Source organism: Pseudomonas inefficax, from assembly GCF_032164165.1.
Lineage (GTDB): Bacteria > Pseudomonadota > Gammaproteobacteria > Pseudomonadales > Pseudomonadaceae > Aquipseudomonas > Aquipseudomonas inefficax.
In genome coordinates, this window is the sequence record NZ_CP134401.1 from 3,448,341 (window position 1) to 3,464,723 (window position 16,383).

15 protein-coding genes are annotated in these 16,383 nt (G+C 64.4%); 11 read left to right on the top strand and 4 right to left on the bottom strand.

Annotated elements, in window-relative coordinates:
- Positions 1-102 precede the first annotated feature (102 nt).
- The 4 genes from ehuA to ehuB form a co-directional block, all read right to left on the bottom strand.
- A complete protein-coding gene (gene ehuA, locus RIN61_RS15520; protein ID WP_075046875.1) occupies positions 103-897 on the bottom strand; it encodes an ectoine/hydroxyectoine ABC transporter ATP-binding protein EhuA in 795 nt (264 codons plus the stop codon).
- 59 nt (positions 898-956) lie between these two features.
- Complete coding sequence (gene ehuD / locus RIN61_RS15525; protein WP_003256382.1) at positions 957-1,613, bottom strand: ectoine/hydroxyectoine ABC transporter permease subunit EhuD; 657 nt, start codon at positions 1,611-1,613, stop codon at positions 957-959.
- Entirely contained in the window at positions 1,610-2,269 is a 660-nt protein-coding gene (gene ehuC, locus RIN61_RS15530; protein ID WP_046616765.1) for an ectoine/hydroxyectoine ABC transporter permease subunit EhuC, read from the bottom strand. Before ehuC ends, ehuD begins: the two co-directional genes overlap by 4 nt.
- Before the next feature lie 62 nt (positions 2,270-2,331).
- On the bottom strand, positions 2,332-3,186 hold the full coding sequence (ehuB, locus tag RIN61_RS15535) for an ectoine/hydroxyectoine ABC transporter substrate-binding protein EhuB (RefSeq protein WP_177421250.1): 855 nt from the start codon (positions 3,184-3,186) through the stop codon (positions 2,332-2,334).
- 240 nt (positions 3,187-3,426) lie between these two features.
- Here ehuB and ehuR point away from each other — a divergent pair, with 240 nt between their 5' ends.
- The 11 genes from ehuR to RIN61_RS15590 all read left to right on the top strand — a co-directional run bounded on the left by ehuR (position 3,427) and on the right by RIN61_RS15590 (position 16,379).
- Entirely contained in the window at positions 3,427-4,821 is a 1,395-nt protein-coding gene (gene ehuR / locus RIN61_RS15540; RefSeq protein ID WP_112252041.1) for a MocR-like ectoine utilization transcription factor EhuR, read from the top strand.
- A gap of 214 nt (positions 4,822-5,035) precedes the next feature.
- Positions 5,036-6,007 carry a hydroxyectoine utilization dehydratase EutB gene (eutB, locus tag RIN61_RS15545; RefSeq protein ID WP_313852721.1) on the top strand — a complete coding sequence of 324 codons (972 nt, stop codon included), beginning with the start codon at positions 5,036-5,038 and terminating at the stop codon, positions 6,005-6,007.
- Between the two features lie 31 nt (positions 6,008-6,038).
- Positions 6,039-7,031, top strand: a complete 993-nt coding sequence (gene eutC, locus RIN61_RS15550; RefSeq protein WP_112251967.1) for an ectoine utilization protein EutC — start codon at positions 6,039-6,041, stop codon at positions 7,029-7,031.
- Between the two features lie 36 nt (positions 7,032-7,067).
- A complete protein-coding gene (doeA, locus tag RIN61_RS15555) occupies positions 7,068-8,258 on the top strand; it encodes an ectoine hydrolase DoeA (protein WP_207878459.1) in 1,191 nt (396 codons plus the stop codon).
- Between the two features lie 3 nt (positions 8,259-8,261).
- Positions 8,262-9,281 (top strand): N(2)-acetyl-L-2,4-diaminobutanoate deacetylase DoeB, encoded by a 1,020-nt coding sequence (gene doeB / locus RIN61_RS15560; protein WP_112251969.1) that lies wholly within the window; start codon positions 8,262-8,264, stop codon positions 9,279-9,281.
- Positions 9,282-9,317: 36 nt separating this feature from the next.
- Positions 9,318-10,784 carry an NAD-dependent succinate-semialdehyde dehydrogenase gene (locus RIN61_RS15565; RefSeq protein WP_112251970.1) on the top strand — a complete coding sequence of 489 codons (1,467 nt, stop codon included), beginning with the start codon at positions 9,318-9,320 and terminating at the stop codon, positions 10,782-10,784.
- Between the two features lie 12 nt (positions 10,785-10,796).
- Positions 10,797-12,182 (top strand): aspartate aminotransferase family protein, encoded by a 1,386-nt coding sequence (locus RIN61_RS15570; protein ID WP_313852726.1) that lies wholly within the window; start codon positions 10,797-10,799, stop codon positions 12,180-12,182.
- Positions 12,183-12,307: 125 nt separating this feature from the next.
- Complete coding sequence (gene ycaC / locus RIN61_RS15575; RefSeq protein WP_010951959.1) at positions 12,308-12,928, top strand: isochorismate family cysteine hydrolase YcaC; 621 nt, start codon at positions 12,308-12,310, stop codon at positions 12,926-12,928.
- Between the two features lie 264 nt (positions 12,929-13,192).
- The gene (gene ppk2 / locus RIN61_RS15580) at positions 13,193-14,011 is read left to right on the top strand and encodes a polyphosphate kinase 2 (protein WP_112251973.1); all 819 of its coding nucleotides are present in this window, start codon (positions 13,193-13,195) and stop codon (positions 14,009-14,011) included.
- Positions 14,012-14,047: 36 nt separating this feature from the next.
- Positions 14,048-15,244, top strand: coding sequence for a monovalent cation:proton antiporter-2 (CPA2) family protein (locus RIN61_RS15585; RefSeq protein ID WP_313852729.1), 1,197 nt, complete (start codon positions 14,048-14,050; stop codon positions 15,242-15,244).
- A 37-nt stretch (positions 15,245-15,281) separates the two neighbouring features.
- Positions 15,282-16,379, top strand: coding sequence for an AI-2E family transporter (locus RIN61_RS15590; protein ID WP_215520276.1), 1,098 nt, complete (start codon positions 15,282-15,284; stop codon positions 16,377-16,379).
- Positions 16,380-16,383 lie beyond the last annotated feature (4 nt).

Consider the following 16,383-nt stretch of genomic DNA (forward strand, 5'->3'; position numbering starts at 1 on the left):
GGCGTGCCCGCGAAGAATCCAGCGTGGTGCATGGCACCGGCTTCGCCGGTGTTCGCGGGCGCGCCCGCTCCCACAGGGAAATACTGAAGCGACGATCGCAGGTCAGTTCGCCTCCCGCACTGCACTCAGGAACGCCCGGGTCCGCTCCTGCTGCGGGTTTTCGTAGATCTGCGCCGGCGTCCCCTGTTCGTGGATCTGCCCCTTATAGAAGAAGCACACCCGATCGGCGAACTCGCGGGCAAAGCCCATCTGATGCGTCACCATCAGCATGGTCAGGTTGTGCTCGCTGCCCAACCGGCGGATCACGTTCAGCACCTCGCCACACAGCTCCGGGTCCAGCGCCGAGGTCACTTCGTCGAACAGCATCACCTTGGGCCGCATCGCCAGCGCCCGGGCAATCGCCACGCGTTGTTGCTGGCCACCGGACAACTGCGACGGGTAATGCTCGAACTTGTTGCCCAGGCCAACCATCTCCAGCAGCTCGGCTGCCCGTTCGCGCGCCTCGGCCGGCTTCACGCCCAGCACCTGGACCGGGGCCTCGATCACGTTCTGCAAGGCACTCATGTGCGGGAACAGGTTAAAGCTCTGGAACACCATGCCGATCTTCGCCCGCACTTTGCGTACATGGCGCTCGTTGGCGATGAGTTGCGCGCCGTTGCGCCCGGGCATGTGGGTGAGCGATTCGCCATCGACTTCGATCATGCCCTGGTCGATGCCCTCAAGCGTCATCAGTACCCGCAGCAACGTCGACTTGCCCGAGCCGCTGGGGCCGATGATCGCCACCTTTTCGCCGGGGGCGACATCGAGGTTGAGGCCGTCGAGCACGGTGAAGCTGCCGTAGCGTTTGGTCACGTCCTTGAAGCTGACGATCGGTTGAGCGATGGCCGGTGTGGGCATGTGGGTGTCCAGCGGCTGGGTGGCGGTGGCAGTGGCGAAGTGGGTCACAGGGGCGATCATCAGCGGAGCTCCAGGCGCACTTCAAGGCGCCGAACGAGGTAGGCCAGAGCGACGCTCAAGGCCAGGAAGAACAGACCGACCAGGGTGATCGGCTCGAGGTAGCGGAAGCTTTCCGAGCCGACGTTCTTGGCCTGCTGCATGATTTCCACCACGGTGATGGCCGACAGCACCGGGGTGTCCTTGAGCATGGCGATCAGGTAGTTGCCCAGCGGCGGCAGGATCGGCCGAATCGCCTGGGGCAGGATGACTGCCCGGTAGGCGGTCCACGGCGCGAAGTTGAGGGCGACCACCGCTTCCCACTGGCTGCGCGCCACCGAGTCGAGGCCACCGCGGTAAACCTCGGCCAGGTAGCAGGCGTAGTGCACGCCGATACCGATGATGCCGGCTTGCATGGCCGTCATGTTGACCCCGTAGTTGGGCAGCACGTAGTAGAGGAAATACACCTGGATCAGCAGCGGCGTACTGCGGATGAACTCGATCAGCAGTGCTACCGGCCACGACAGCCAGGCTTGGCGGCTGCGCCGGGCGATGGCCAGGAACAGGCCCAGTACCACCGCAATCAGGAAGCCTACCAAGGTGATGCCCAGGGTTTTCAGCGACGCCTGCAGCAAGTCGGGCAGGATTTGCGCGACGTAGTTCCAGTCCCAGAAATTCATGACAGGCTCCCCCGCAGGCGACCGCGGCTCAGGCGCCGTTCGACCCGACGCATGAGGAAGTTGATGACCTGCGCCAGGACGAAGTAGAGCAGCAGGGTAAGGCTGAAGATTTCCAGGGTCTGGAAGGTCGCCTGGTCCAGCTGACGGGCGCGGAAGCTAAGGTCCGACAGGGTGATCAGTGACACCAGCGAGGTGTTTTTCAGCAGTTCGATCAGCAGGTTGGTGCCAGGTGCGATGGCCGCCAGCAATGCCTGCGGCAGGATGATCCTTCGGAAGCGGATGGTGGCGGGCATGTTCAGCGCGGTGCAGGCTTCGTACTGCCCCTTGGCCACCGAGCTGATCGCCCCGCGCATCACTTCGGCACCGTAGGCACCGATATGCAGCCCGAGGCCGACGATGGCCACGGTGTAGGCGCTGAGTTCGAGGTTGAACGGTGGCAGCGGCAATACGAAGAACAGCCAGAACAACTGCACCAGCAACGAGGTGCCGCGGAACAGCTCGATGTAGGCCACGCACAGCCAGCTCAATGGCCGCCATGACGAACGCCGGCCGAGGGCGGCGAGGATCGCGGCGACGATGGCCAGCAGCGAGCCGAAGAAGGTGACCTGGATGGTGACCCAGGCGCCTTGCAGTAACAACGGTATCAATTCACCCATGGTTCGACCTGAATAATCGGATTACACAGGGACTGGCATGGCAAGCGCCATGCCACCTCGATTCACTGCTGGGCACAGAGCTCGGCGGCGGTCTTGTCTGTCACGTTGCTGCGATCGAAGCCGAACGGTGCGACGGTCTTCAGATGCTCCTCGCTGCCCAGCCACTTTTTCATCTCGGCGTTGACCGCATCGCGCAGCGCTTTGTCCTCGGGGCGGAAGGCCAGGGCGCCGTAGCCGGTGTGGGCCGGGTCATCCGTGAAGTCGCTGATCGCCTCGACCTTGTCGCCACCCTTTTTCGCCAGGCCCTTCATGGTCAGCTGGGTGCCCACGGCAGCATCGGCACGGCCGGCGCGCACGGCCTGCAACTGGGCGGTGGTGTCCGGCACCTGAAGGATCTGCGCATCGGTGATGCCGGAGTCGCGGGCATAGGCGAGGTTGACCGTGCCGGCCATGATCGCCAGCTTCACGTCCGGGTTCCTGGCGATGTCGGCGTAGCTGTGCAGGTTCTTCGGATTGCCCTGTGCCACCAGCAGGGTGTCGGGCAGGGCGTACTGCGGGTCGGTGAAGATCACCTGCTTGCAGCGTGCCGGGGTGATGTACATACCGGCGGCAATCACATCGAAGCGCCCGGCGCGCAAGCCTGGGATCAACGAACCCCACTCGGTGAGCACGCCATCGACCTGCTTGATGCCCATCTTCTCGAAGATGACCTTGGCGATTTCCGGTGACTCCCCGGTTACCCGGCCATCGGTTTCGGTGAAGGCGAACGGGGTTTCGTTGGCGTAGCCGATGCGGATATGGCTGGTTTCCTTGATCTCGTCCAGGCTCGCGGCCTGGGCGCTGGCGAGCACGCCGAAGGTGGCACAGGCCATCAGCAGGCGCTGGAAGGGGCGTGGAACGTTGAAAGGCTGGCTCATCAATGAAACTCCTGTTTGTTATAAAAACCGTCGTCGACGGCTCTGTGTTAGGAGGCAGTGGAGCAAAACAGCGAAAGCAGGGTGGGTCGTTTGTTCGAAGCTGCCAGGCAGCGGGAGTTCGACCTTGGGCCGAGCATACAAAAGCTGAAACGGCGATGGCATTGCACTAGGACAATTGCCCGGGGCACATGTACAGGGGATGCTGTGACCCTGGCCCCGGCAAGTGAAGCGAACATCATGATGCACAGTTGGAAGGCAGCCCTGGACGCCGCCCGCATCGGCGAGTCCAAATACAAGATCCTGGTGCAGGCCGTCACCAGCGAGATCGAGCGCGGCGTATTGGTACATGACCAGCGCCTGCCACCGCAGCGGCAGGTAGCCGATGCCCTGGGCATCAGCGTGCAGACCGTGACCAATGCCTACAAGGAGCTGGAACGCCAAGGCCTGGTGCGTTGCGAGATCGGCCGTGGCAGTTTCGTCAGCCGGCGCATGAGCGACCGTGTGTCGGATGACATCATCGACCTGCCCGAGCGTACCCTGGTCGACTTCTCCATCACCCGCATCCTGCACACCCAGGTGCATGAGCGCATCTGGCGCGACACCTGCGCCGAGCTGGCCGTGGAAGAGGAGCAGCCGTGGATCCATGCCTACCGGCCCATCGCCGGTTTCGAGAGCCACCGCGAGGCCGCGGTACGCTGGCTTGCCGGCCTGGGCATGCAGGTCGAGCGTGACGATGTGCTGGTCACCAACGGCGCCGCCCACGCCATTTTCCTGGCCCTGGCCTCGCTGGCCGGGCCGGATGACGTGGTGCTGTGCGAGGGGTTGACCGACCATGGCGTGATTGGCAATTCACAGGTGCTCGGCTTCACCCTCAAAGGCCTGGAGATGGACCGCGAGGGCATCAACCCGGAGCATTTCGAGGACATCTGCAGCAACGAGCGGGTGACCGCGCTGGTGTGCACGCCCAATCTCAACAACCCGACCGTCAGCCTGATGCCCGACAGCCGGCGCCAGGAGATTGCCGAAATTGCCCGGCGCTTTGGCGTGCATATCATCGAAGATGACGTTTACGGGCCGCTACTGGGTGGCAGCCATGCCAGGCCGCTCAGTTCCTATGCGCCGGAACTGTCGTTCTACTGCACCAGCATGACCAAGTCGGTGCTGACCGGCCTGCGCGTGGGCTACCTGGCCATGCCCAAGCGCCTGGCGCTGCGCACCGAGAGCATCTTGCGGGTCAACAGCTGGATGGCTACACCCCTGGTGGCGGAGATTGCATCGCGCTGGATCAATGACGGGCGCGCGGCGCAGTTGGTGGCGTTGCAGCGCACCTTGCTGGGCGAGCGCCAGGCGTTGTTGCGTGAGTACCTGGGGGAATATGTACGTGGCCAGCACGCCCATGCCTTAGGTGCGTGGCTGAACATTCCCGAGCGCTGGGAAGTGGACAGCCTGGTACGTGCCTTGCGCCGCCGGCAGATTGCGGTGACGCCACCGGAGCCGTTCCTGGTGCGCGGTACACCGCGGCCACGGGCCGTGCGCTTGTGCGTGGGCGCCGAGTGTTCGGACGCAAAGCTGCGCCAGGCCTTGGGCGATATGCGGGAGTTGTTCGGGCAGTACCCGCAGATCCACGAGCTTTGAGCGGCCTGTACCGGCCTCTTCGCGGGTAAACCCGCTCCCACAGGTTCCGTGTGGGGTTCAGGAAATGCGCGATTCCTGTGGGAGCGGGTTTACCCGCGAAGAGGCCGGCGCAGGCAAAAACAAATTCCCCGGCAAATTGCCCTAGTACATTCATCGTGACAATTTTCGCCTCATACACTCCGCCCAACATCAGCTCACTTGTTGGGTCCCGGTCATGTCAGTGCTCTCGCTTCACGATCTCTACCTCGCCCGCCAGCGTATCCACGGCCTGGTGCGCAGCACGCCGCTGGAACTTTCCCCCAGCCTGTCACGGCGCCTGGGTACGCCGGTCTACCTGAAGCTCGAAGCCCTGCAGACCACCGGCAGTTTCAAGCTGCGCGGCGCCAGCAACGCCATCGCCGTACTCAGCGCTGAACAACGCGCATGCGGCGTGGTTACGGCCTCCACCGGTAATCACGGGCGGGCGGTGGCCCACGCTGCTGCGCAACTGGGTGTGAAGGCAACCGTGTTTCTTTCGCAACTGGTGCCAGCCAACAAGGTCCAGGCCATCCGCGACCTGGGTGCCGAAGTTTGCGTCATCGGCCATTCCCAGGACGATGCCCAACAGGCCGCGCAACAACATGCCGAGCAACAGGGCGCAACGCTGATTCCACCTTTCGATCACCCCCAGGTCATCGCCGGCCAGGGCACGCTGGGCCTGGAAATCATCGAGCAGTTGCCCGAGGTGGAGCAGGTGCTGATTCCGCTGTCCGGTGGTGGCCTGTTCGCGGGTGTGGCGTTGGCCATGAAAAGCATCAAGCCGGCGATCACCACCCACGGCATCAGCATGCAGCGCGGCGCGGCGATGTACGCCAGCCTGCAGGCCGGCAAACCGGTCGAGGTGGAGGAACTGCCGACCCTTGCCGACTCGCTCGGCGGCGGCATCGGCTTGGGCAACCAGCACACCCTGAGCATGACCCAGCGTCTGCTCGACCACCTTCACCTGCTGCCGGAAGCGTCGATCGCCAATGGCATGCGCCACGCCTACCAGCACGAACGGCTGGTACTCGAAGGTGCCGGCGCGGTCGGCATCGCCGCGCTGCTCGACGGCCTGGTGACGGCCCGCGGCCCGGTCGTGGTGGTGGTCAGCGGGCGCAACGTCGACAGCGCACAGCATCAGCGCGTCATCAACGGCGGCGACGCCTGAAACTCACGTTTCCTTCACTGGAGGTATTCGAATGCCGGCCATCACCTTGCTCAGCGAAGCCGACCTGCGTAGCTGCATCACCCTCGACCGCGACGCGATCGATGCTATCGAGCAGGCCTTTGCCCTGCTTGCCACGGCCAAGGTGGCGATGCCACCGATCCTGCGCCTGGATGTGCCCGAGCACAACGGCGAGGTAGATGTGAAAACCGCCTACCTGCCGGGGCTGGAGCGTTTCGCGATCAAGGTCAGCCCGGGCTTTTTCGACAACCCCAAGCTTGGCCTGCCCAGCCTCAACGGCATGATGATGCTGCTGTCAGCCCGCACTGGCCTGCTCGATGCCTTGCTCCTCGACAATGGCTACCTCACAGCCGTGCGCACCGCTGCAGCCGGTGCGGTAGCTGCACGCTGGCTGTCGCGGCAGGACAGCCGCAGCGTGGCCCTGATCGGCAGTGGCGAACAGGCACGCCTGCAGCTGCAGGCACTGCGCCTGGTGCGGCCGATCGAGCAGGTCAAGGTGTGGGGGCGCGATGCGCAGAGAACCGCAGCGTTATGTGATGACCTGGGGCGCGATGGGCAACTGCAGGTAAAGGCTTGCGACAGTGTCGACCAGGCCATGCAGGCGGTCGATATCGCCATCACCTGTACCCCCAGCCGCGAGCCGCTGATCCAGCCGCATCACCTGCAACCGGGGCTGCACATCACCGCCATGGGCTCGGATGCCGAGCACAAGAACGAGATCGCGCCCACGGCCCTGGCCCGGCTCGACCGTTATGTCGCCGACCGCCTGAGCCAGACCCGCGTGCTGGGCGAACTGCACCACGCCTTGCGCGCTGGCGCAGTCAGCCAACAGGCCGTTCATTCCGAGCTGGGCCAGATCATCGCCGGCCTGCACCCGGGCCGCGTACAGGCCGAAGAGGTCACCCTGTGCGACCTGACCGGCACCGGGGCCCAGGACACCGCCATCGCCAACCTTGCCTTCGAACGCGCAATCGCCGCCCACAAAGGCCTGGCGTTTAACAGCTGACAGTTTTCGCAACCCACTCACAAGAAGGGCATCCGTATGTCACAGACAGTGGTCAACCTGCCGTTCAGTCGGCAGGAGTACGCCCAGCGCCTGGCCAAGACCCGCGCTGCCATGCAGGCACAGGGCCTGGAGCTTTTGCTGGTAACCGATCCATCGAACATGGCCTGGCTCACCGGCTATGACGGCTGGTCGTTCTACGTGCACCAGTGCGTGCTGCTGGCGCTCGATGGCGAGCCGGTCTGGTTTGGCCGCGGCCAGGACGCCAACGGCGCCAGGCGCACGGTGTTCATGCAGCACGACAACATCGTCGGCTACCCGGACATCTATGTGCAGTCACGCGAGCGCCACCCGATGGACTACCTGTGCCAGGAGGTGATTCTGGCCAAGGGCTGGGGCGGCCTGAGCATCGGCGTGGAGATGGACAACTACTACTTCAGCGCGGCGGCTTACCAGGCGCTGTGCAAGCACTTGCCGCAGGCGCGTTTCAGCGATGCCGCCGGGCTGGTCAACTGGCAGCGGGCGGTCAAGTCGCCGCAGGAAATCGAATACATGCGCATCGCTGCGCGCATCGTCGAAAAGATGCACGGGTGCATCCTCGAGCGTATCGAGCCCGGCATGCGCAAGAACGAGCTGGTGGCCGAGATCTACCGCAGCGGCATCCTCGGTGTCGATGGCCATGGCGGCGACTACCCGGCGATCGTGCCGTTGTTGCCGACTGGCGCTGATGCCAGCGCGCCGCACCTTACCTGGGACGATTCCCCGTTCACCCGCGGCGCCGGCACGTTCTTCGAGATTGCCGGCTGCTACAAGCGCTACCACTGCCCGCTGTCGCGCACCGTGTACCTGGGCAAGCCGCCGCAACACTTTCTCGATGGCGAAAAGGCGGTGGTCGAAGGTATCGCGGCCGGCCTCGATGCCGCGCGGCCAGGCAACACCACCGGTGACATCGCCAGGGCGTTCTTCCGCGTGCTGGAGAAGTTCGGCATACACAAGGACAGCCGCTGTGGTTACCCGATCGGTATCAGCTACCCGCCAGATTGGGGCGAGCGCACCATGAGCCTGCGCCCGAGCGACACCAGCGTGCTGCAACCGGGCATGACCTTCCACTTCATGCCGGGGCTGTGGATGGATGACTGGGGCCTGGAGATCACCGAAAGCATCCTTATCACCGAGACCGGGGTCGAGACCCTGTGCAACGTGCCGCGCCAGCTGTTCGTGAAGGACTGACCCATGAATGCGATCGCACAGGCCGCCGCCACGGTGGCCAACCCCATCACCTGTACCTTGGATTTCGAGCAGGACGGCGTGCAGCACGGCTTCCTCAAGCTGCCGTACTCGCGTGACGACTCGGCCTGGGGGGCGGTGATGATTCCGCTGACGGTGGTCAGGAACGGCAATGGCCCGACAGCCTTGCTCACGGGCGGCAATCACGGTGACGAATACGAAGGCCCGGTGGCGCTGAGCAAGCTGGCCCAGCAGCTGCAGGCCGGGCAGGTAAGCGGGCGGGTGATCATCGTGCCGTTCATGAACACACCGGCGTTCCAGGCGGGCACCCGCACCTCGCCGATCGACCGGGGCAACCTCAACCGCAGCTTCCCTGGCCGGCCTGATGGCAGCGTGACGGAAAAGATCGCCGACTATTTCCGCCGCACCTTGCTGCCGTTGGCCGATATCGTCCTGGACATCCACTCCGGTGGTCGCACCCTCGACTTCCTGCCGTTCGCTGCATGCCATGTACTGCCCGACAAGGCCCAGCAGGCCCGCTGTGAAGCCGGCATGCGGGCCTTCGCCGCGCCCTACAGCATGCGCATGCTCGAGCTGGATGCGCAGGCGATGTACGACACCGCGGCAGAAGAGCAGGGCAAGGTGTTCATCACCACCGAACTGGGCGGTGGTGGCACCTCCACGGCGAAAAGCGTGGCCCTGGCGGAGCGTGGCGTGCGCAATGTGCTGATCCACGCCGGCATCCTCGCCGGCGAAGTGGAGCAGGGCGAGACAACCCTGCTGGACATGCCCGATGGCGATTGCTTCATCGCCAGCGAGCACGACGGCTTGCTGGAGATGTGCCGCGACCTGGGCGAAACGGTCAGCCAGGGTGAAGTGATCGCCCGTATCCATGACATCCGCCGCACCGGCAGTGCCCCGGTCGAGTACCGCGCCCGCCGCAGTGGCTTGCTCGCAGCCCGGCACTTTCCCGGGCTGGTGCAGTGCGGCGACACCCTGGCGGTGATCGCCGACGTACTGGCCTGAACCTGGCGCCAAGACAACGAGGTATGGAGAACAGTCATGTCACACCACTACCCATTCAACAGCCTGTGCCACGTCGATGGCCAATGGCTGCACAGCCACAGCGGCAACAGCATCGCCGTGCATGACCCGGCCAACCGCCAGGTGATCGGCCATGTGCCACTGCTTGACCACGAGCAGATCGTCGCTGCAGTGGATGCCGCCCATCGGGCTTTCACGGCCTGGCGCCAGCAGAGCCTGGACAGCCGCGCTGCGCTGTTGCGGCGCTGGGCCGAATTGATGCTCGAGCACCAGGAGGCGCTGGCGCGCATTCTCAGCGAGGAGCAGGGCAAGCCGCTGGCCGAAGCACGCGGTGAAATCGCCTATGCGGCAAGCTTCATCCCCTGGTTTGCCGAGGAGGCCCGGCGCCTCAACGGGCAGACCATCCCCAGCCATATTGCGGGTGCCCAGCTGAGTACGCTGAAGGAGCCCGTCGGGGTCTGCGCGCTGCTCACCCCGTGGAACTTCCCCAGCGCCATGATCACCCGCAAGGCGGCTGCGGCGTTGGCGGCCGGCTGCACGGTGGTGGTCAAGCCGGCCCACGAAACACCGTTCTCGGCGCTGGCCCTGGCCCAGCTGGCAGAGGACGCCGGCTTCCCGCCGGGGGTGTTCAACGTGGTGATCGGCGAGCCGCAGATGGCCATGGAAACCCTGGTGCGCGACAGCCGCGTGCGGGCGGTCAGCTTCACCGGCTCGACCCGGGTCGGCAAGCTGGTGCTGCAAGCCGCGGCTCAGGATGTGAAGAAAGTGGCGCTGGAGCTGGGCGGCAACGCGCCGTTCATCGTCTGCGCCGATGCCGACCTGGAGCTGGCCGTACGGGTGGCCGTGGCAGCCAAGTTCCAGACGTCTGGCCAGGACTGCTGTGCGGCCAACCGGATCATGGTGCAGCGGCCGTTGTACGAAGCATTCCTGGTGCGCTTTGCAGAAGCAGTGCGGGCGCTGAAGGTTGGCCCGGCGATGGTCGATGGCGAAGAGACGGCGGCAGAGGTCGGCCCGCTGATGCACCAGGCCGCCTTCGATGCCACCCAGGCCCGGGTCGAGGACGCCCTGCAGCGTGGCGCCCGGCGCCTGGTCGGTGGCGAGGGCCATGCGCTGGGTGGCTGGTTCTTCCAGCCGACGGTGCTTGCCGATGTCACGCCGGCGATGCGCATCTACCAGGAAGAAAACTTCGCGCCGATTGCCGGGGTCATGCCGTTCGACACGCTGGAGCAGGCCATCACCATGGCCAATGACACCGAGTACGGCCTGGCTGCCTACATCGTCGGCAACCGCCTCGATGTGGTGCACCCGCTGGTGCGCCGGCTCGACCACGCGATGGTGGCGATCAACGGCGTCAAGTTCACCGGCCACCCCATCCCGTTCGGCGGCATGAAAGCCTCGGGCCTGGGCCGCGAAGGCGGCAGCGAGGGCTTCGAACCCTTCGTCGAAACCAAATACGTTTGCTTGCACCACCACGGTCAGTTCTAAGGAGTGTTTGCCATGAGCCAAGATTTCAGCCAGCTGTTCGATCAGGACCGCGCCCACTTCATGCACCCTTCGACCCACGCCCATGACCACGCCAGCGGCGCGCTCAAGGGCCGGATCATCACCGGTGCCGAGGGCATCCGCCTGCGTGACCACGAAGGCCGCGAACTGATCGACGCCTTCGCCGGCCTGTACTGCGTGAACATCGGTTACGGGCGTACCGAGGTCGCGGACGCCATCCATCGCCAGGCCAAGGAGCTGGCGTATTACCACACCTACGTCGGCCACTCGACCGAGGCGATCATCGAGCTTTCCAGCCGCATCATCGACTGGGCGCCGGCCGGGATGAAAAAGGTCTATTACGGCTTGTCGGGGTCCGATGCCAACGAGACCCAGGTCAAGCTGGTGCGTTACTACAACAACATCCTGGGGCGTCCACTCAAGAAGAAGATCATCTCGCGCGACCGTGGCTATCACGGCTCGGGCATCATGACCGGCAGCCTTACCGGCCTGCCCAGCTTCCACCAGCATTTCGACCTGCCGGTGGAGGGCGTCAAGCATACGGTCTGCCCGCACTGGTACCGCAAGGCACCGGCCGGCATGGACGAGCAGGCCTTCGTGCGCTACTGCGCCGACGAGCTGGAGCAACTGATCCTGGCCGAAGGCCCCGACACCGTCGCCGCGTTCATTGGCGAGCCGCTGATGGGCACCGGTGGCATCATCGTGCCGCCCAAGGGTTACTGGCAGGCGATCCAGGCGGTGCTTGATCGCTACGACGTGCTGTTGATCGCCGACGAAGTGGTGTGCGCCTTCGGCCGCCTGGGCTCGAAGATGGGCAGCCAGCGCTATGACATCCGCCCGGACCTGATCACCACGGCCAAGGGCCTGACCAGCGCCTATGCGCCTCTGTCGGCCGTGATCGTTGGCGAGAAGGTGTGGAACGTGATCGAAGAAGGCTCGCAGAAAGCCGGCCCCATGGGCCACGGCTGGACCTACTCCGGGCATCCGATTTGCGCAGCGGCGGCGCTGGCCAACCTGGATATTCTCGAGCGCGAGAACCTGACCGAGAATGCCGAAGTGGTGGGGGCTTACCTCAACCGGCGCATGCGCGAAACCTTCGAAGGCCACCCGCTGGTAGGTGAAGTACGGGGTGACGGCATGCTTTGCGCGGTCGAGTTCATGGCCGATCGCGAGGCGCGCACGGCGTTCGACCCGGCGTTGAAAGTAGGGCCACAGGTGTCGGCAGCGTGCCTTGAGCGCGGGATGATCGCCCGGGCCATGCCGCATGGTGACATTCTCGGTTTTGCACCGCCGTTGGTGCTGAGCCAGGAGGATGCCGAAAAGATCGTCGCCATCACCAAGGCGGCGGTCGATGAGGTGGCTGGCAAGGTGCTCGGCTGAGCATTGCAGGGGCCGCCGTGCGGCCCCATCGCCGGCCTCGGCAGGCGAACCGACTGACGGTCCCACCCACCCCTCATCCTTGCCTACGCTGATAATCCCAACCTGCTGAAGCAAGGAGAACCGTCATGGCCTTCCAATACAAGCGTCTGGACAAGAACAACGCCGCCGTGCTGCTGGTCGACCACCAGACCGGCCTGCTCTCGCTGGTAAGGGACATCGACCCCGACCGCTTCAAGAACAACGTCCTGGCCCTGTCGGACCTGGCCAAGTACTTCAAGCTGCCGACCATTCTCACCACCAGTTTCGAGACCGGCCCCAACGGCCCGCTGGTGCCCGAACTGAAAGAGCAGTTCCCCGACGCCCCGTACATCGCCCGCCCCGGCAACATCAACGCCTGGGACAACGAGGACTTCGTCAAGGCCGTCAAGGCCACCGGCAAGAAGCAGCTGCTGATCGCCGGCGTGGTGACTGAAGTGTGCGTGGCCTTCCCGGCACTGTCGGCTCTGGAGGAGGGCTTCGAGGTATTCGTCGTCACCGACGCCTCCGGCACCTTCAACGAACTGACTCGTGACTCGGCCTGGCGGCGCATGGAGGCCGCCGGTGCGCAACTGATGACCTGGTTCGGCGTGGCCTGCGAGCTGCACCGTGACTGGCGCAATGACATCGAAGGGCTGGGGACCCTGTTCTCCAACCATATTCCGGATTACCGCAACCTGATGACCAGCTACAACAAGCTGGCCAAGTAATCCGGCCTCGAGGCCACACCCTACCCTGTGGGAGCAACTGTCTTACTCGATTTCTAAAGGCTGGCGCGTTCCTGTGGGAGCGGGTTCACCCGCGAATGCGTCAGTGAAGCTGCCGACGCTTTCGCGGGTGAACCCGCTCCCACAGTCAGCCGAATACCCAACAAATCAATCGACTAGACGCACAACCTGCGAAAACAACAAGCGAAGCGGCAAACTGCCATGGATCGACCATACTGACTCTTCATTCGCCCTCAGGAGAGTGCCATGTCGAAGTCGTCCAGGAAGAAAGACGCCAAGGACCAGTCGGAGAAATTGGGCGGCAAGGCCTACGAGAAGGAACTCAAGCAGCTGCATGTGGAATTGGTGAAGCTGCAGGAGTGGGTGGTGGCCAAGGGCCTGAAGGTGTGCATTGTCTTCGAGGGCCGCGACGGTGCCGGCAAGGGCGGTACCATCAAGGCCATCACCGAGCGTGTCAGCCCCAGAGTATTCCGCGTGGTGGCACTGCCGGCGCCGACCGAGCGGGAAAAGACCCAGATGTACCTGCAGCGCTATGTCGGCCATCTGCCGGCCGCAGGTGAAGTGGTGATCTTCGATCGCAGCTGGTACAACCGTGCCGGGGTCGAACGGGTGATGGGCTTCTGCTCGAACGAACAGGCCGACCGGTTCCTGGCTGGCGTGCCGCTGTTCGAAAAGGTCATGGTCGAGTCGGGCATCATCCTCATCAAGTACTGGCTCGAGGTCAGCGCCGAAGAGCAGACCCGGCGCCTGCAGGACCGCATCAACGACGGCCGCAAGCTGTGGAAGCTGTCGCCCATGGACCTCAAGTCCTACACCCGCTGGGATGACTACACACAGGCCCGTGATGAGATGTTTGCCGCCTCGGATACCGCTTGGGCGCCCTGGTTCATGGCCCACTCCAACGACAAGCGGCGTGCCCGGCTGAACATCATCAGCCATCTGCTGACACGCATTCCCTACAAGGACATCACCCGAGAGCAGGCAGTGAAGCTGCCCAGACGCGGCAAGATCGGCAAGTACAAGGCCGTTGCCTACCCGTTCAAAGAAGTGGAACAGCGTTTCTGATCCCCTCCCTGCGGGGAGCAGCGAGGGTGCAAACCTATGCCACATGACGGCAGCCTGCTACAGGCGACGGTGGTGTTTTTGCTGGCCGTGGTACTTCTGGTACCGCTGGCGCAGCGTTTGAAAATGGGGGCGGTGCCTGGCTATCTGCTGGCGGGCATTCTGATAGGGCCATCGGTGTTTGGCCTGCTGAACAACCCGGATAACGTGGCGCGCCTGTCGGAGATGGGCGTGGTGATGCTGCTGTTCGTCATCGGCCTGGAGCTGTCGCCGCGGCGTTTGTGGAGCATGCGCCGCGCGTTGTTTGGCGTTGGCTCGCTACAAGTGGGCCTGAGCGCTGTGGTGCTTGGCCTGCTGGCGTACTGGCTGTTCGACCAATCGAAGCCGGCTGCCATCGTGCTGGGGGTGGGCCTTGCGTTGTCGTCCACCGCGTTTGGCCTGCAGGTACTGGCCGAGCGCAAGGATCTGGGCAAGCCGCACGGCCGCCTCGCTGTGGCGATCCTGCTGTTCCAGGACATTGCCGCGATCCCGCTGATTGCCGTGGTGCCACTGCTCGGTGGTGATGTCAGTACCGCCGACGAAGGTGCCTGGCCGATGCTGGCGGTGGCGGTTGGCATAGGTGTGGTGATCATCTTTGGCCGCTACCTGCTGACCCCTGTCTTCAAATGGACAGTCGGTTCGGGCCTGCCCGAACTGTCTACCGCTACCGCCTTGCTGGTGGTGCTGGGCACCGCCTGGGTGATGGAGCACGTGGGTGTGTCCATGGCACTGGGGGCATTTCTTGCGGGCGTCCTGATGGCCGAGTCGCCTTTCCGCCACGAACTGGAATCCCAGATCGAGCCCCTCAAGGGTTTGCTGCTGGGGCTGTTCTTCGTCGGGGTGGGGATGAGCGCCGACCTGCGTCTGCTGTTCGGCATGCCGCTGCTGGTGCTGGGGCTGACCCTGCTGCTGGTGGTCATCAAGCTGCCGCTGCTGTATGGCCTGGGCCGCATGGCCGGTGGGCTCAACCAGGCCCAGGCATTGTGCCTGGGCGTGGTGCTGGCGTCTGGCGGCGAGTTTGCTTTCGTGGTGTTCAAGCTGGCGCTGGACCATCAGGTGCTGGCGCAGCAGGTGCACGACCTGCTGGTGCTGGCCATCACCTTGTCGATGGCGGTGGTGCCCTTGGTAATGATGGCCCTGGCGCGGCAGTTGCGTGACGACAGCCCAGCCCAGGCAAGCCCTGAAACGGGCCATTGAAACGCGCCACATGGCGCACCTGATTCGGAGGTGAAGCATGCAGCCGGGTATCAAGCTGGACAGCAGCCTGTCGCGGGGCTTGCTCGATGTACTCATCAAGGCCGGCCTGGTGGCCGCCCTGGTGATTTTCGCCTTCCAGACGTTCCAGCCGTTCCTGGAGCTGATGTTGTGGGCGGTGATCCTGGCGGTGACCTTGTACCCGTTGCATTGCCGCATCCAGCGCCGCACAGGGCTCAAGGACGGGCTTTCGGCGACGCTGGTCGTTCTACTGGTACTGGTGGTGCTGCTGGTGCCGATCTACCTGGTGGTGATGTCCATCGGCGAATCGGTGGACAGCCTGGTGACGCTGCTCAAGAGCGGTGCCTGGAGCGTGCCGGCACCTCCCGAGTCGGTGGCGGCCTGGCCACTGATCGGGCCGAAGGTGCATGCCCTGTGGCTGGCGGCCTCCGAAAACATGGCCAGTGTGCTGAACCAGTGGATGCCCCAGCTCAAGGGGGCAGGGCGCACGGTACTGGGGGCGGCGGCCAGCGCTGGTGGGGCCTTCCTGCTATTCATCGGTGCAATCATCATCTCGGGGGTGATCATGGCTTTCGGGCAACGCGGTGAAATCGCGGCTCAGCGTATCGCCATGCGGGTATCGGGCGAGGAGCGCGGCAAGCCACTGGCCAAGCTGTGCACAGCCACCATTCGCGCGGTGGCCCAGGGCGTGATCGGCATTGCCTTCATCCAGATGCTGCTGATCGGCGTCGGCTTCGTCATCAAAGGGGTACCGGGTGCCGGGATGCTGGCGATCGTCATCCTCATGCTGGGGATTGCCCAGGCCCCCGCCACGCTGATCACGTTGCCGGTGATTATCTACGTATTCAACGCCGAGGGCTTTACCGTGGCGACCATCATCTTCGCCATCTATACCTTCGTCGCCGGGCTTGCCGACAACGTGCTCAAACCGCTGCTGCTGGGGCGCGGGGTGGACGTGCCGATGCCGGTGGTGCTGATCGGGGCACTGGGCGGGATGGTGGTCAAAGGCATCATCGGCCTGTTCATTGGCCCCGTGATCCTGGGCGTCACTTATGTACTGTTCTGGCAGTGGGTAGCGCTGCAGGTGCCGGAAAACCCCGTCGAACCGACGGCGTGAGCCA

What these genes read in the sequence shown, in the direction of transcription:
- ycaC (WP_010951959.1), top strand. Translation starts at nt 12,308, where the DNA reads ATGGCCTTCCAATACAAGCGTCTGGACAAGAACAACGCCGCCGTGCTG.
- eutC (WP_112251967.1), top strand. Translation starts at nt 6,039, where the DNA reads ATGCCGGCCATCACCTTGCTCAGCGAAGCCGACCTGCGTAGCTGCATC.
- RIN61_RS15585 (WP_313852729.1), top strand. Translation starts at nt 14,048, where the DNA reads ATGCCACATGACGGCAGCCTGCTACAGGCGACGGTGGTGTTTTTGCTG.
- doeA (WP_207878459.1), top strand. Translation starts at nt 7,068, where the DNA reads ATGTCACAGACAGTGGTCAACCTGCCGTTCAGTCGGCAGGAGTACGCC.
- ehuA (WP_075046875.1), bottom strand. Translation starts at nt 897, where the DNA reads ATGCCCACACCGGCCATCGCTCAACCGATCGTCAGCTTCAAGGACGTG.
- ehuR (WP_112252041.1), top strand. Translation starts at nt 3,427, where the DNA reads ATGCACAGTTGGAAGGCAGCCCTGGACGCCGCCCGCATCGGCGAGTCC.
- eutB (WP_313852721.1), top strand. Translation starts at nt 5,036, where the DNA reads ATGTCAGTGCTCTCGCTTCACGATCTCTACCTCGCCCGCCAGCGTATC.
- ehuB (WP_177421250.1), bottom strand. Translation starts at nt 3,186, where the DNA reads ATGAGCCAGCCTTTCAACGTTCCACGCCCCTTCCAGCGCCTGCTGATG.
- doeB (WP_112251969.1), top strand. Translation starts at nt 8,262, where the DNA reads ATGAATGCGATCGCACAGGCCGCCGCCACGGTGGCCAACCCCATCACC.
- RIN61_RS15565 (WP_112251970.1), top strand. Translation starts at nt 9,318, where the DNA reads ATGTCACACCACTACCCATTCAACAGCCTGTGCCACGTCGATGGCCAA.
- ppk2 (WP_112251973.1), top strand. Translation starts at nt 13,193, where the DNA reads ATGTCGAAGTCGTCCAGGAAGAAAGACGCCAAGGACCAGTCGGAGAAA.
- ehuD (WP_003256382.1), bottom strand. Translation starts at nt 1,613, where the DNA reads ATGAATTTCTGGGACTGGAACTACGTCGCGCAAATCCTGCCCGACTTG.
- RIN61_RS15590 (WP_215520276.1), top strand. Translation starts at nt 15,282, where the DNA reads ATGCAGCCGGGTATCAAGCTGGACAGCAGCCTGTCGCGGGGCTTGCTC.
- RIN61_RS15570 (WP_313852726.1), top strand. Translation starts at nt 10,797, where the DNA reads ATGAGCCAAGATTTCAGCCAGCTGTTCGATCAGGACCGCGCCCACTTC.
- ehuC (WP_046616765.1), bottom strand. Translation starts at nt 2,269, where the DNA reads ATGGGTGAATTGATACCGTTGTTACTGCAAGGCGCCTGGGTCACCATC.